Source organism: Sphingomonas sabuli (assembly GCF_014352855.1).
Lineage (GTDB): Bacteria > Pseudomonadota > Alphaproteobacteria > Sphingomonadales > Sphingomonadaceae > Sphingomicrobium > Sphingomicrobium sabuli.
This window is the reverse complement of record NZ_CP060697.1, coordinates 1,719,125-1,733,540: the sequence shown is the minus strand read 5'-3', so window position 1 is coordinate 1,733,540 and position 14,416 is coordinate 1,719,125. Positions and strand designations below refer to the sequence as shown.

Genomic DNA, 14,416 nt, shown 5'->3' with positions numbered 1-14,416 from the left:
TTCCGCACCCAGCGCCTTCAGCAGCCGCTCGCCGTGGGCGCGTGACTGGGATTCGTCGGGTCCGTAGAAAAGGTAGAACCGAACTGCGGGGTCGGGCCGGTCGAGGGCTCGGGAAAGCGATCCCTTGGCGACCTTCATGGCCGCGGCGCGACGCGGGTCGAATATAACGCGATCCGCGACACGATCTGGTCGGCCACCGCGCCGGCAAGGTCCTCGGCGGTCGACTGTTCCGCGGCGACGGTCGCATATTCGGAACTGACGACGTCGATGCCCGCGTCGGAACCGGCGGTGGAATCGATCACCACTTCGCCGGTTGCGGCGTTGACTAGGCGAAAGCGGGCGCGCAGCGTCCGCCGCTCGCGCGTCACGGCGCGGTCGCCGCGAATGCCAAGCCCGATGATGTCGTCGTCGAGGTCGACTTCAAGCCGATAGGCGCGCCCGCCGTCGCCGGGATCACCCAGTCGCTCCTTGAGCTTAGTGAACACCAGCCAGCCGTCGCGGCCGGGGATGGGCGCCACGTCGACCGAGCGCAGCGTCCCGGCTACTCCGCCGGCGGATCCGCCCGCGTAAAGCGGCTGGAGTCCGCAGGCCGGCAGGGCGAGGGCGATCAGGGCAAGAAGGAGGACGCGGGTCACGCGACAATATTGACCAGCCGGTCGGGGACTACAATCACCTTGCGCGGCGTCCCGCCGTCGAGCTGCCGCTGAACCTTCTCCGATGCCAGCGCCAGCGCCTCCGCTTCCTCCCGGCCAAGCCCGCGCGGCGCATTCAGCGTATCGCGCAGCTTGCCGTTGACCTGCACGGCCAGCGTCACCTGGTCCTCGACCAGCAGAGTCTCATCAAACGTCGGCCAATCGGCCTGAGCGACAAGCCCGTCGCCGCCAAGGTGGCTCCAGCATTCCTCGGCCAAGTGTGGCGCCATCGGGGCGATCAGCTTGACCAGCGTGCGCACCGCGCTCGTCCGGGTGGACGACGGCGCCGCCTTCTCGATCGCACTGACCAGTTCGTACAGCTGGGCCACCGCCTTGTTGAATTGCAGACCGTCTATCGCTTCGCCGACTGCGGCAACGGTGCGGTGCACCTTGCGCTCCAGCGCCGCATCAGCACCGTCGCCACCGCCCGGCGCGGTGGCCAGTTTCCACACCCGCTGCACGAACCGCGCCGCGCCTTCGATCCCTGCCACCGACCATTCGAGGTCGCGTTCGGGCGGGCTGTCGGACAGCATGAACCAGCGCACCGCGTCCGCGCCGTGCTTGTCGACGATGGGGCCCGGGTCGACGGTGTTGCGCTTCGACTTGGACATCTTCTCGACCCGGCCGCGGATGACCGGCGCGCCGGCGGCATCGACCAGCTTGCCGTCGCCGTTCTTGCGCACCTCGTCCGGCGCGAGCCACTTGCCGGCCGCGTCGCGAAACGTCTCGTGCGTGACCATCCCCTGGGTAAACAGGCCGCGGAACGGCTCGGCCACGTCGATCTTGCCGATCCGCTTCAGCGCGCGAGTCCAGAAGCGGGCGTAAAGCAGGTGCAGGATCGCATGCTCGACCCCGCCGATATACTGGTCGACCGGCAACCACTTTTCCGCGGCGGCCTTGTCAAACGGGGCATCGATCGGCTGGCTGGCAAAGCGGATGAAATACCAGCTGGAATCGACAAAGGTATCGAACGTGTCGGTCTCGCGCCGCGCGCCGCCACCGCACTTGGGACAATCGGCCTTCAGCCACGCTTCGTTGCGGGTCAGCGGATTGCCGGGCGTGTCGAAGCTGACGTCCTGCGGAAGCACCACCGGCAACTGCTCGCGCGGAACCGGTACGGGTCCGCAACGATCGCAATGGATCATCGGGATCGGCGTGCCCCAATAGCGCTGCCTCGAAACGCCCCAGTCGCGCAGGCGATACGCGACTTCGCGGTCGCCCCAGCCATTCTCCTCGGCCCGGCGGATGACCGCGTCCCTGGCTTCCTCGACCGACAAGCCATCGAGGAATTGCGAATTGACGATGACGCCTTCGCCCGGCTCGGCCTCGTCGCCGATCGGCGTGTCCGCGTCCTCGGCCGACGACGCAACCACGCGCCGGATCGGCAGGTCGTACTTGCTGGCGAATTCATAGTCGCGCTGGTCGTGCGCGGGCACGCCGAACACCGCGCCGGTGCCATATTCCATGAGCACGAAATTGGCGATCCACACCGGGAGCTTCCATTCCGGATCAAGCGGATGGAGCGCTTCGATCCCGGTCAGGAAACCCCGCTTCTCCGCCGTTTCCAGCTCAGCCGCCGTCGTCCCGCCGCGCTTGCAATCCTCGATGAAAGCCGCCGCGTCGGGGTTTTCCGACGCGATCGCGCGGGCCAACGGATGATCGGGCGCGACCGCCACGAAACTGGCGCCGAAGATGGTATCGGGCCGCGTGGTGAAGACCGCGATTTCCGGGGCCTCGCGAAGCGCCGCCTGGATCCACGGATACTCGCACTCGGCGCCTTCACCGGCAGTCTTGAACCGAAACCGCAGTCCGTCCGACCTTCCGATCCAGTTTTCCTGCATCAGCCGCACCTTGTCCGGCCAATGGTCGAGCGTACCCAGCCCTTCGAGCAACTCGTCGGCGAAGTCGGTGATCTTCAGGAACCATTGCGACAGCTTGCGCCGCTCGACCTGCGCGCCCGACCGCCAACCCTTGCCGTCGATCACCTGTTCGTTGGCCAGCACGGTCATGTCGACGGGGTCCCAATTGACCTCGCTTTCCTTGCGATAGACCAGGCCGCCTTCGTACAGGTCGAGGAACAGCGCCTGCTCGTGGCCGTAATATTCCGGGTCGCAAGTGGCGATCTCGCGGCTCCAGTCGAGCGCGAAACCTAGCCGCTTCAGCTGGTCGCGCATGGCCGCGATGTTGGACCGGGTCCAGCCGTCGGGATGGACGCCGCGTTCCATCGCCGCATTCTCCGCCGGCATGCCGAACGCGTCCCAGCCCATCGGGTGCAGCACTTCGCAGCCCTGCATCCGGCGATACCGGGCCAGCACGTCGCCCATCGTGTAATTGCGCACGTGCCCCATGTGGATGCGCCCCGACGGATAGGGGAACATCTCCAGCACATAGGCCTTGGGCTTGCTGCTGTCGGTGTCGGCGATGAAACAGCGCGCGTCGTCCCACCGGGTCTGCCAGCGCGTGTCGGCGACGGCCGGATCGAAGCGGCCGGTCTGGGTCATCTTAACCGGGGAGCGTGGTTCGGCGGATGTCACGAGCACGGGTCAGGATTACGTCTTCGAGCTTCTGCACCGTCGCCGCGGTCACCGGGGCTTCGACCCAGGACCCGTTCTGGTTGATCTGACGCGAGGCAGCGACGCGCAGCGCATCGGCCCGCAAATCCTGGTCGAGGATGGTGACGGTCAGCTTGACCCGCTCGCCCGGCGAGCGCGGGTTGGCGTACCAGTCGGTGATGATCACGCCGCTGTTGGCATCGGCCTGCAGCAACGGGGCGAAGGATACGGTGTCGAGCGCCGCCTGCCACAGATAACCGTTCACGCCGATCGTGGTCATTCGCGACGGCGCGACCTGGGTCGGGATGTTGCGGTTGCGGGCGCACCCGGTGACGGTCATTGCGGCGACGGCCACGGCGATGGCAACAAGCTTCAGGCGGGGCATGGAAAGACCTCGAATTCTGTGGTTCGCCCGGCGTTATAGATGCTGGATGCGATGCCGCAAGCGCGGCATGCGCGGCCCCGGGTTGTTGTTGAACTGCAACAGCCCGCCGGGGAATCGATTCCGCCGTTGGAACCTTGGGGGCCTCCCGCCTATATGACGAACTGGACAAGGAGTCGCATGACGTGAGTCGCGGGTCGTCAATGGCAGGCAAGATCGCTGTCGCGCTGGGCGCGGCGGGTATTTTGCTGACTCCGGCATTGGCGGTCGGCAAGAAGCGGCCGCCCGCGGTCAAGGTCAGCCTGAACCCGCAGTTCGATTTCACGCCCTCGTCCGCCGATCCGCGCCTCGCCGCCGCCTTCTCCGGCCGCACGATGTCGCCGTCGGGCTTCGAATTCACGCCGGCCGCATCGAAGGGCCGCCCGTCGCAGATCCGCGTCGCGATTCGCGCCCGTTCGGCCGCGACGCAGCAGGCTGCGGCGACCGGCTCTGCCTCACCGGTCACCGCACTGGCCCCGGTCAGCTACAACCTTGGCGCCGCCGTCGGCTGGCGCCGGTTTGCCGTTTCGGGCGACGTCGCCAAGGTCAATTCGGCCGGTTCGCCGGTCGACAGCCGCGAAAGCGCCACCGTCGGGGTCAGCTACTCGCTGCCGCGCTTCACCGGCCGTGTCGCGGTGTCCGCCGACCGTTCCGAAGGCACTGCGGCTCCCGCGCTCCGCCAGCCCGATCAATATGCGGTCGATGTCGGCGGGTCCTACGCTCTCACCAAGCGCATCTCGGTCACCGGCGGCGTCCGTTATAAGGTAGAACGCGACCGGATCCCGGCGATCAAGGACGATCGCGTGGACAGCCAGGCCGTCTACCTCGGCACCGCCTTCAAATTCTAGCGGTCACGCCGGCGCGCGCCTGACGGCGCGGCCCTTGCCGGCATAAGCATCGATCCCCGCCCAACCGGCAAAGCCCAGCCGGTGCACCCGCGCAAAGCGGCGCGCCCTCATTCCGCCCAGCGCCACCACCGGTACGGCCGCCAATCGCGCCAGCGTCGCGGCGCGCATCAGCGGTAATGGAGCCGCGCCCGGATGGCTTGCGGTCGGGAATAGCGGCGACAGGAAAATCCACTTCGTCCGGCGGCTCCCGGCGCGCCGCAGTTCGCGCATGCTGTGGACGCGAGCGACCCGGTCGCCATCGTCTTCGACGACCAACAGCCCGCGGCGCCGCGCAATCCGGCGCAAAGTCACGCGGTCCGCCCGCGCCAGGCAGGCGTCGACGATCAGGATGCCGCTGCCGCGCGGCATCCGCGCCGCGGCCGCCAGTGGATCGGGCGTGCGCGGGGCGATTACCAGCCATTGGCGGGGAAGTGGGTGGCGGGTCGACATCGCCCTTCCTATAGCCGGTCGCGATGAACAGCGCTGCCGGCCGCCGGCAATCCATCCTCGAAGGCATCGCGTCCGCCGCCCGGCTGGCCAAGCGCGATCCCGCGGACGTCACGCTGATCGCGGTCAGCAAAACGCGCACCGCCGAGGAGGCCGAGGCGCTGATCGCGGCCGGCCAGCGCGATTTCGGCGAAAGCCGCGTGCCCGAAGCGCTCGACAAGTGGCCGTCGCTGCTTGCTCGGCATCCGGGCGTGACGCTGCACTGCATCGGCCAGCTGCAATCGAACAAGGCGGCGGAGGCGGTGAAGCTGTTTGACGTCATTCATTCGCTCGACCGCCCGTCGCTGCTGCAGGCGCTCACCCGCGAAGCGGACAAGGCGGGCCGATCGCCGTCCGTTTACGTGCAGGTCAACATCGGCGACGAGCCGCAAAAGGGCGGCGTCCCGATTGGAGAGGTCGAAGGATTCGTGGCGGCCGTGCGCAGTTCGCCGCTGCCGCTGGCCGGCTTGATGTGCATCCCGCCGCTGGGGCTCGAACCGTCGCCCTTCTTCGCCCTGTTGGGAAAGATCGCCGGTGACCATGGTGTCGCCGGGCTCAGCATGGGCATGTCGTCGGACTATCGCGCCGCGGTCATGCTTGGCGCGACCGCGATCCGGGTTGGCACGGCGATGTTCGAGGACGCATGAAGCCGCGCGCGATCCTGTTCGATTTCGACGGCGTGCTCATCGACAGCGAATGGGCCGGCAACAGTTTCATGGCCGATTACCTGACGAAGGCCGGCCACCCGACCCGTCCGGAAGACGCGATCGAGAATTTCATGGGCCTGGCCGGCGATGCGTTCGAACAGGCCATTCACGACTGGACGGACGGTAATCCGCCGGACGGCTTTCGCGAGGCGCGGCTGCAACGCGGCATGGCCTATCTGCGTGACGGCATCGCCGAAGTCAGCGGCGCGTCGGCATTCATTCGCGCGCTTCCCGCCGACTTCCCGATTGCCGTGGCCTCGTCGGCGACGACCCGCTGGCTAACCGGGCATCTCGACCATCTCGGCCTGCGCGATCGGTTCGGCGAGCATGTCTACAGCGGCCGCGACCATGTGCAGCGGATGAAACCCGCACCCGACATCTATCTGTTCGCCGCGGACCGGCTTGGCATACCAATCGCCGACACGCTGATCGTCGAGGATTCGCCGGTCGGAATCGAAGGTGCCGTCGCCAGCGGCGCGCAGGTGGTCGGCCTTCTCGCCGGATCGCATTGCCGCGACGGGCATGAGGCGCGGCTGATCGGGGCCGGTGCCCCGGCCTGCGTCCGCAGCTTCGACGAGCTGGCGGCCCGCTTCCTTTAGTCCAGGTGGCCGCTCCGCGCGCGTTTGGTCGCCAGATAATCCGCGTTGTGCGGATTGGCCGGCATGTGGTGGCCGACGCGCTCGGCAATCCCGATCCCGGCCTGCTCTAGTCCCACCGCCTTGGCCGGATTGTTGGTCAGCAGCCGCACCGTATCGATGCCCAGCGCCTTGAGGATCGCCGCCGCATGCGCGTACTCGCGCTCATCGTCGGCAAAGCCCAGCCGAAGGTTGGCGTCGACCGTGTCGAAGCCGCGATCCTGCAGGGCATAAGCGCGCAACTTGTTGGCAAGGCCGATGCCGCGCCCCTCCTGCCGCAGGTAGAGCAGGACGCCGCCACCCGCGGCCGCGATCAGCCGCAACGCATGGCGCAACTGCGGACCGCAATCGCATTTGAGCGACCCGAACACGTCGCCGGTCAGGCATTCGCTGTGCAACCGCACCAGCGGCGGCTTGCCGCCAAATGCTCCGACGATCAGCGCCACATGTTCCTGCCCGTCGTCGCTGGCACGGAAGGCGACGATTTGCGTGTCGGGCATGTCCTCCAACGGCAGGCGCGCCCGCGCCACTTCGGTCACCTCCGCCCCGGCGCCGGCCAGCGCAGTCATCTCCAGGCCCGTCGCGGTATCGGCCTCGACCAGCCACAGCGCCGGCATCAAACCCGCCAGCCTGGCAAGCTTGAGCGCGGCCCGCGCTTCGTCGGGGCGATCGAGGGCGGTCGGCGCAAGGGGTCCGATCGGCGCACGGCTGCCGTCGCGCGACGGGTCGGCCAGGGAGCGGGCGTTATCGACGTCAAGCCAGTTGCTGCGCTCGATTAGCACCGGTTCGGCCGGGTCGGCAGCATCGCGCCGATTGGCCAGCGACAAGGCCGCGGCGCGCCGGCCGCTGATAAGCAGCGGCGCGCTACCCGCCGGGTCGGCGATGGCCAGCATCTGCGGGGTCGCGGTCTCGACCGACAGCACGGTCATCGGGGTTGCGGATTCGATCCGTACCGCCCGGCCTGCCTTCAGGGCCGCGATGGCGCGGGCGATCGGGCCGGCGTCGGTCAAACGTCGATCTCGCAGATCAATGGGACATGGTCCGACGGCCGTTCCCAGCTGCGGCACGGCTCCAGCACGCGGTGGCCGGCCAAATGGCCGGCGAGCACGGGCGATGCCCACATGTGGTCCAGCCGCCGGCCGCGGTCGTTGCGGGTGAAGTCGGGCGACCGATAGCTCCACCAGGTGAAATTGCGCTCCGGCGCGGGCACGAACCGGCGGCCGATGTCGATCCAGTCGTGCGCCTGCTGCAACCGGTTCAGCGCGTCGACCTCGACCGGGGTGTGGCTCACCACGTTGATCAGCGCTTTGTGGCTCCACACGTCGCATTCCAGCGGCGCGACATTGAAATCGCCAACGATCAGCGTCGGCTCACGCAGCGTCTCGGACCAGCGCGTCATGCGCTCGATGAAATCCAGCTTCTGTCCGAACTTCGGATTGACGGTGCGATCGGGTGTGTCGCCGCCGGCGGGGACGTAGACGTTCTCCAGCCGGATTCCGTTGGGCAGGCGCACGCCGACATGCCGCGCCTCGCCATTGTCCTGCCAGTCGTGGCGCCCATGCTCGTCCAGCGGCACGCGGCTGAGGATGGCGACGCCATGATGCATCCGCTGTCCATTAAGCGCGATGTGGGTGAAGCCGTGGCGGTGGAACATCTCGGTCGGGAAGATGTCATCCAGCACCTTCGTTTCCTGCAGGCACAGGACGTCGGGCTGCTCCTCGACGATCAGGCGCTCGACGATCGTGCTGCGCGCACGGACCGAATTGATGTTCCAGGATGCGATCTTCAGGCTGGCCATGTTCGCTGCCGCTTAGCCCCGACTGTGCCGCGCCGCAAAGGAAAGGCCCCCGCTCCGGGGGCATGGAGCGAGGGCCGACCAAGCGTTCGTCACGCAAGGGATTGTCGAGGGCAAAGGGTAACAGGGGGAAACCCCTACGCCCGTACCGGCAACCTTAAATAGGTTACGTCCGGGTAGCTGACGGGCCGATGAACAGGTTTTTATCTGCTACGCTTTTCGGCGCGTCTCGGCCCGCCTTTGCCTCGTCTTAGCTGCGCTTGCCCTTTTTCGGCTCGGCATAGGTGAAGGCGCCGGCCGGGACCGCGACGTTGTAACGCTGATTGGACAGCTTCACGATCGTCTGCTTGCCCTGTGCGTCTACCGCGGTCCAGCCGTACAGCTTCAGCCCGCCGGGCGCGGAGCCGTCGCGGATGAACGCCAGGATCAGCTTGCCATATTCGGGATGCGTCGGGTCGACCGCGCGAACGACCATGATGCGCTTGTCCTGCGACGGCAGGATGCGGGCGATCCGCTTCAGGTCCGGATTGTTCGACAACAGCACGCCAAGCGGAGTCTTGTTGAGCGCCCAGCTCGACTTCTGGCCGACCTCGTAATCGATGAAGTTCAGCTTCGTGCCGTCGGCGACCAGCAGGACGTTGACGCCCTTGGCATATTCGAAGCGGATCCGGCCCGGCCGCTTGAGCTTGAGCGAACCGCTCAGCGTCTGGCCCTTGTTGTCGGTCTGGACGAAGTTGGCCGTCATCGAACTGGTCGAGCGAAGGTGCGACGCGACCAGCGCCATGTCGGCGGACGTCGAAGCGGCCTGCACCGCGACCGGCGCCGCAACCGCCACTATTGCAGCAGGAACGAGGGCGCGCGCGAAACGGGTAGGAAATGACATTCAAAGCTCCTTGGAAGTTACGCCATACTTGGCGCTCGGCCGTTGAATGCGCTCTGAACCCGGCGGTTCCCCCGCGTTCAGCCTAGATCGGGTGGCCGTCCGGGTCGATCAGCACTTCGCGGCGTCCGACATGGTCGGGCATGCCGACCTTCCCGTCCTTTTCCATCCGCTCGATCAGCCGCGCGGCGCTGTTGTAGCCGACGCGCAGCTGCCGCTGCAGGTAACTGACCGACGCCTTCTGGCTTTCGGCGACGATCTGCACCGCCTTGCGGTACAATTGCGTCTCCGGATCGTCCTCGCCAGTCGGCTGCCCATCGAACAGATAATCGCCGTCCGCCGGCTCTTCGGTCACCGCCTGGATATATTCGGGCGTGCCCTGCTTGCGCCAATGTTCGGCGACGGCGCGCACCTCCTCGTCGGCGACGAACGGGCCGTGGACGCGCAGGATCTGCTTGCCGCCGGGCATGTAGAGCATGTCGCCCTTGCCCAGCAGCTGCTCCGCCCCCTGCTCGCCAAGGATGGTGCGCGAATCGATCTTGCTGGTGACCTGGAAGGAAATGCGGGTCGGCAGATTCGCCTTGATGACGCCGGTGATGACGTCGACCGACGGCCGCTGCGTCGCCATGATCAGGTGGATGCCCGCCGCGCGCGCCTTCTGCGCCAGCCGCTGGATCAGGAACTCGACCTCCTTGCCGGCGGTCATCATCAGGTCGGCCAGCTCGTCCACCACCACGACGATCTGCGGCAGAACCTCATATTCCAGGCTTTCCATCTCGTAGATCGGCTGGCCGGTCTCAGCGTTATAGCCGGTCTGCACCCGCCGCCCGAGATTGGCGCCCTTGGCCTTGGCGTCGCGCACCTTCTGGTTGAAGCTGGCAAGCGAACGGACGCCAAGATTGGCCATCATGCGATAGCGCTCCTCCATCTGTTCGACCGTCCACTTGAGCGCGCGGATCGCCTTGCCTGGCTCGGTCACCACCGGCGCCAGCAGGTGCGGGATGCCTTCGTAGATGCTCAATTCCAGCATCTTGGGATCGATCATGATCATCCGGCACTGGTCGGGATTGAGCCGGTACAAAAGCGACAGGATCATGCAGTTGAGCCCGACCGACTTGCCCGATCCGGTGGTGCCGGCGACCAGCAGATGCGGCATCGGCGCCAGGTCGGCGACGATCGGATCGCCGCCGATGTTCTTGCCCAGCACCAGGGGCAGCGAGGAATCGGCGTCGGCGAACTCGTCGCTGGCGATGATTTCGGACAGCGCGACCATCTCGCGCTTGGGGTTGGGCAGTTCGATGCCGATGACGCTGCGGCCGGGAATGATCGCGACGCGGGCGGAGATGGCCTGCATGTTGCGGGCAATGTCGTCGGCCAGCGCGATGACCCGGCTGGCCTTGATGCCGCTTGCGGGTTCCAGCTCGTACATCGTGACCACCGGGCCGGGGCGGACCTCGACGATGTTGCCGCGGACATTGAAGTCCTCCAGCACCGCCTCGAGGATCTTGGCGTTCCGCTCGAGCGCCGGCCGGTCGATCGTGTTGCGGCCCTTTTCCGGTGCGTCGGCGAGCAAGGCGACGTCGGGCAGGACGTAGCTGTCGCCCAGCGCCAGGCCGGGCTGCGCCGACTTGCGGGCCGACGCGCTCTTCGACTTCGCGGGCGCCGCGGCCGGCTCGGCGACTGCGACCGACGGACGCGGCTCGGGCGGCGCGGCAGGGGCGCGCTCGTCGCGCCGGCGTTCGGTCTTGCGCGGCGCGGCCTGCACCCGCGGCGACCGGGAGAAAATTCCGCCGACCCAGGCGCGTTCGTCCTCGGTCAGGCCGAGCGAGAAATACGCGACGACCAGCCCCAGCACGGCAAACAGGATCAGCACCGCCAGGTGCGTTGGCGCGATGAAGCGTTCGTCTGGGATCAACCCGATCAATGCCTCGACGCCGCCGCTCGCCGCCAGCGCCAGCGCGCCGCCCCAGCCGCCGGGCAGGCCCGATACGGACGACGCGCTGTTAAGGCTCAACGCGACGCCGACCAGCAGTGCGGCGATGGCCGCGATCAGCAGCGACCGTCCGGTGCGTCCCGGCGAGTCAAGCCGCAGCATCCGCAAGCCCGCCAGCGCAATCACCGGCAGGAACAGGATCGACCCCAGCCCGAACAGCAGGAAAAGCAGGTCGCTGAAATAGGCGCCAGGGCTGCCCAGCAGGTTTTCGGGCGGACCGGCGGCGGCCGTAGTGAAGGACGGATCGGTGCTGTTGTGAGACGCCAGCGCCAGCGCGCCGCCCAAGCCGACGCCGACCAGCAAGGCGCCCCATGCGCGCCGGACGAACCGGCCCATCGACTCTCTGACCCGCTCGCGCCAGGCCGACCCAAGGTCCTTTTGGGGCCGCGCTGCAGCCGTTGCCATCTGTCCCACCCTTATAATCCCGCGCCTAAAATGCCCTTTCGCGGACTCGCGGGCAAGCAAAGTCGTGACGTCACCCGATTTTCCACCTCTCGCCAGCGCTGGCCGGCGGCGCTAGGGCTGGGGCCGATGGACCGAAGTGACGTCATCATCCTAGGCGGCGGGCTGGTCGGGCTGGCGCTCGCCGCGGCGCTCGACGCAAGCGGCCTTTCGTCGATCGTCGTCGATCCCGCCGATCCCGACACGCGGCTCGACGCGGCGTTCGACGGCCGCACCAGCGCGGTTTCGTCAAGCTCGCTGCGGATGCTCGAAACGACCGGCGTCGCCGATCATTTCCCGGTCCCCGGCTGTCCCATCCGCACGATCCAGGTCGCCGACGGGCTGGAACCCGGCGGTCTCTCGTTCGAACCCGGCGACGACGAAGCGCTCGGCTGGATGCACGAAAACCGCCACCTGCGCGCCGCGCTGCGCGCCCGGGCCGAGGCCGGCAAGACCATCTGGCTGTTGTGGAAGTCGACCGTCGCCGACGTCGACCGCTCGGAACACAAGGTGGTGGTGTCGCTCTCCGACGGCCGCAGGCTGTCTGCACCGCTGCTGGTTGCCGCCGACGGGCGCAGGTCGCCGATGCGCGAACAGGCCGGCATTCGCATGGCGCGCTGGAAATACGATCACCAGGCGATCGTCTCCGTGCTTCGCCACGAACGGCCGCACGGCAACGTCGCCTACGAAATTTTCTACCCTTCCGGGCCCTTTGCCCTGCTGCCGATGACCGATGATTCGGACGGTCATCGTTCGGCCATCGTGTGGTCGGTCCGCGACGAGGATGCCGCCGGCATGCTCTCGCTGGACGAAGCTGACTTCGCGGCGGAGGCGCGCCGCGCAATGGGCGGCTTCCTCGGCGACATCGCATTGGCCGCGCCGCGCTCGACCTATCCGCTCGGCTTTCACCATGCGGCGACGATCACCGCCGACCGGCTGGCGCTGGTCGGCGATTCGGCTCACGCCATTCACCCGATCGCGGGGCAGGGGCTCAACCTCGGCTTCCGCGATGCGGCGGCCCTGGCCCAGGTGCTGGTCGAAGGCGCCCGGCTCGGCCTCGATCTTGGCGATCGGCAATTGCTCGATCGTTACCAGCGCTGGCGCGCGCTCGACGCGCTGTCGGTGGCGGTGGCGACCGACAGCCTGACCCGCATCTACGGTATCCGCGGCCGCACCGCGTCGGCGGTGCGCCGATTCGGCATGGGACTGATCGACCGGATCGGCCCGATCAAGAACCGGCTGACCAGCGAAGCGCGCGGCACCAGCGGCGACTTGCCGCTGCTCCTGCGCGGGCTGCCGATATAGGCTACTGGATCGTCGGCTGCAGGTCGGCGGTCCCCTGGCTCAACCGCAGGAACTGCATCAGCTGGACCAGCATGTCGGCGCGGCCGTCCAGCGTTTCCGCTTCCAGCAACGCCTGCTTGGCCGACACGTCGAACGGCGCGACCTGCGCGATCGCGTTGACCAGCATTTCATCGTCCAGCCGGCCCACCGCCGCCCAGTCGACCGTCAGGCCGAGCGCGTCGCCCAGCCGCCGCGCCTCGCGCTCCACTTCCGCCCGCTGCGCCAGGCCGAGCGGGTCCGGCTCGCGGTCGTCGAACGCAGCCAGGTCCAGGTCGGCGTTGCGATAGGGCGTGTCGAGGTCGACTTCGCTGACGATGCGGAACCGGTGGGATCCGTTGAGGATGATGTTGAAACGACCGTCTTCCAGCTCTTCCAGCCCGACGATCTCGCCGACGCACCCGACCGGGTAGATTGGTTCGACCCGCGCGCCGTCGTCGATCGCCCGCGGCTGGACCATCGCGATATGTCCCCCACCGTCGACCGCGTCGCGCACCATCTCGCGATAGCGCGGCTCGAAGATATGCAACGGCAATTGCGCGCGCGGAAACAGGATCGCCCCGGCCAGCGGAAACAGCGGCGCCCGCATCGGCAGCGCGCCGCTCATGTGAACAGCAGGGCCGACAGCCGCCGCCGCTGGCCGCGCGCCCAGTCGTCGGCCAGGCCTTGCGCTTCCAGCAATTGCAGGAACCGGGCCCGCGCCGCGCCCCCGTTCCAGTCGCGGTCGCGTTCGATGATGGTCAGCAATTCGTCGGCGGCGCGGTCGCGGTTGCCGGCCAGCAATGCCCCGGCCAGCTCGAAGCGCGCCTCGAGGTCGTCCGGATCGGCGGCGACCCGTTGTTCCAGTGCGCTGGTGTCGACCCCGCTGCCGGCGGCGGCGGCTTCCAGCGCCGCGCGCGCCCGGCCGATCGCGGCATCGCCCTGCATGGTCTCGGGCAGCCCCTCCAGGATCGTTCGTGCTTCGTCCGCTTCGCCCGCCGCGACCAGCGCCCGGACAAGGCCGCCGGCGGCTGCCGCATCGTCGGGCGCCAGTTCATGCACCTGGCGGAAAATGCCGACGGCGCGGACGGCGTCGCCCCCGTCCAGCACGTCCTCGCCCATGGCGATCAGCGGGCCGGTGTCGGCCTTGGGCGGACCGCTCGTCCCGGTGACGCCAAGCTGCGCGATCAGCTGGTCAAGCACGCGGGTCAGCTGGCCTTCGGTGCGGTAATTGGTCAGATCGGCGACCGGCTGGCCCTGATATAAAGCATAGACAGTGGGAATCGACTGGACCTGGAACTGGGCGGCGATGACCTTGTCCGCGTCGACGTCGATCTTGACCAGCTTGACGCCCTTGTCGGCGTAATCGGCCGCGACTTTCTCAAGCACCGGGCCAAGCTGTTTGCACGGCCCGCACCATTCGGCCCAGAAGTCGAGCACCACCAGGCTGGTCATCGACGGCTCGACTACTTCGCGCTGGAGCTTCTCCACCGCGGCGCGTTCCGCCTCGCTCATTCCCAAAGTCGCCACGCCCTGCCTTTCACTGCCGTCGGGCAATCCCATATGGCCTTGCCGCCGGTACGTCACAAGTCGAGGCGGACCATCGC

The 14,416-nt window shown here is 67.8% G+C and carries 14 protein-coding genes; 4 read left to right on the top strand and 10 right to left on the bottom strand.

Annotated elements, in window-relative coordinates:
* Window positions 1-134: 134 nt before the first annotated feature.
* From lptE to H8M03_RS08595, 3 genes are read right to left on the bottom strand one after another with little or no spacing between them, the layout of a single operon-like run.
* On the bottom strand, window positions 135-635 hold the full coding sequence (gene lptE, locus H8M03_RS08605) for an LPS assembly lipoprotein LptE (RefSeq protein WP_187479045.1): 501 nt from the start codon (window positions 633-635) through the stop codon (window positions 135-137).
* Window positions 632-3,193 (bottom strand): leucine--tRNA ligase, encoded by a 2,562-nt coding sequence (gene leuS, locus H8M03_RS08600; RefSeq protein ID WP_187479044.1) that lies wholly within the window; start codon window positions 3,191-3,193, stop codon window positions 632-634. Before leuS ends, lptE begins: the two co-directional genes overlap by 4 nt.
* 1 nt (window position 3,194) lies before the next feature.
* Complete coding sequence (locus H8M03_RS08595; RefSeq protein WP_246449230.1) at window positions 3,195-3,584, bottom strand: DUF3576 domain-containing protein; 390 nt, start codon at window positions 3,582-3,584, stop codon at window positions 3,195-3,197.
* A gap of 245 nt (window positions 3,585-3,829) precedes the next feature.
* Here H8M03_RS08595 and H8M03_RS08590 point away from each other — a divergent pair, with 245 nt between their 5' ends.
* Window positions 3,830-4,513 carry a porin gene (locus tag H8M03_RS08590; protein ID WP_187479042.1) on the top strand — a complete coding sequence of 228 codons (684 nt, stop codon included), beginning with the start codon at window positions 3,830-3,832 and terminating at the stop codon, window positions 4,511-4,513.
* A gap of 3 nt (window positions 4,514-4,516) precedes the next feature.
* Here the strand turns inward: H8M03_RS08590 and H8M03_RS08585 are convergent, their stop codons facing one another.
* Window positions 4,517-5,002, bottom strand: coding sequence for a thiamine phosphate synthase (locus H8M03_RS08585; protein ID WP_187479041.1), 486 nt, complete (start codon window positions 5,000-5,002; stop codon window positions 4,517-4,519).
* Window positions 5,003-5,025: 23 nt separating this feature from the next.
* On the opposite strand from H8M03_RS08585, the gene H8M03_RS08580 reads away from it, so the two are divergent.
* Window positions 5,026-5,685: a YggS family pyridoxal phosphate-dependent enzyme gene (locus H8M03_RS08580; protein WP_187479040.1), complete on the top strand. Its 660-nt coding sequence runs from the start codon at window positions 5,026-5,028 to the stop codon at window positions 5,683-5,685.
* Window positions 5,682-6,344 carry an HAD family hydrolase gene (locus H8M03_RS08575; RefSeq protein WP_187479039.1) on the top strand — a complete coding sequence of 221 codons (663 nt, stop codon included), beginning with the start codon at window positions 5,682-5,684 and terminating at the stop codon, window positions 6,342-6,344. Before H8M03_RS08580 ends, H8M03_RS08575 begins: the two co-directional genes overlap by 4 nt.
* Here the strand turns inward: H8M03_RS08575 and ribA are convergent.
* The 4 genes from ribA to H8M03_RS08560 all read right to left on the bottom strand — a co-directional run bounded on the left by ribA (window position 6,341) and on the right by H8M03_RS08560 (window position 11,453).
* Entirely contained in the window at window positions 6,341-7,390 is a 1,050-nt protein-coding gene (gene ribA / locus H8M03_RS08570; RefSeq protein WP_246448825.1) for a GTP cyclohydrolase II, read from the bottom strand. The two genes, H8M03_RS08575 and ribA, sit on opposite strands and share 4 nt — an antisense overlap.
* Window positions 7,387-8,178 (bottom strand): exodeoxyribonuclease III, encoded by a 792-nt coding sequence (locus tag H8M03_RS12765; protein WP_246448824.1) that lies wholly within the window; start codon window positions 8,176-8,178, stop codon window positions 7,387-7,389. The genes ribA and H8M03_RS12765 overlap by 4 nt, the downstream gene beginning before the upstream one ends.
* Window positions 8,179-8,425: 247 nt before the next feature.
* Complete coding sequence (locus H8M03_RS08565; RefSeq protein ID WP_187479037.1) at window positions 8,426-9,058, bottom strand: LolA family protein; 633 nt, start codon at window positions 9,056-9,058, stop codon at window positions 8,426-8,428.
* Between the two features lie 82 nt (window positions 9,059-9,140).
* Complete coding sequence (locus tag H8M03_RS08560; protein WP_246448821.1) at window positions 9,141-11,453, bottom strand: FtsK/SpoIIIE family DNA translocase; 2,313 nt, start codon at window positions 11,451-11,453, stop codon at window positions 9,141-9,143.
* A gap of 126 nt (window positions 11,454-11,579) precedes the next feature.
* Here H8M03_RS08560 and H8M03_RS08555 point away from each other — a divergent pair, with 126 nt between their 5' ends.
* Complete coding sequence (locus H8M03_RS08555; protein ID WP_187481011.1) at window positions 11,580-12,794, top strand: FAD-dependent monooxygenase; 1,215 nt, start codon at window positions 11,580-11,582, stop codon at window positions 12,792-12,794.
* Window position 12,795: 1 nt separating this feature from the next.
* Here H8M03_RS08555 and H8M03_RS08550 read toward each other — a convergent pair whose 3' ends face one another.
* Both H8M03_RS08550 and H8M03_RS08545 read right to left on the bottom strand, forming a co-directional pair.
* Entirely contained in the window at window positions 12,796-13,437 is a 642-nt protein-coding gene (locus H8M03_RS08550) for an LON peptidase substrate-binding domain-containing protein (protein WP_246448819.1), read from the bottom strand.
* Window positions 13,434-14,339, bottom strand: a complete 906-nt coding sequence (locus H8M03_RS08545) for a tetratricopeptide repeat protein (protein ID WP_187479036.1) — start codon at window positions 14,337-14,339, stop codon at window positions 13,434-13,436. Before H8M03_RS08545 ends, H8M03_RS08550 begins: the two co-directional genes overlap by 4 nt.
* Between the last annotated feature and the right edge of the window lie 77 nt (window positions 14,340-14,416).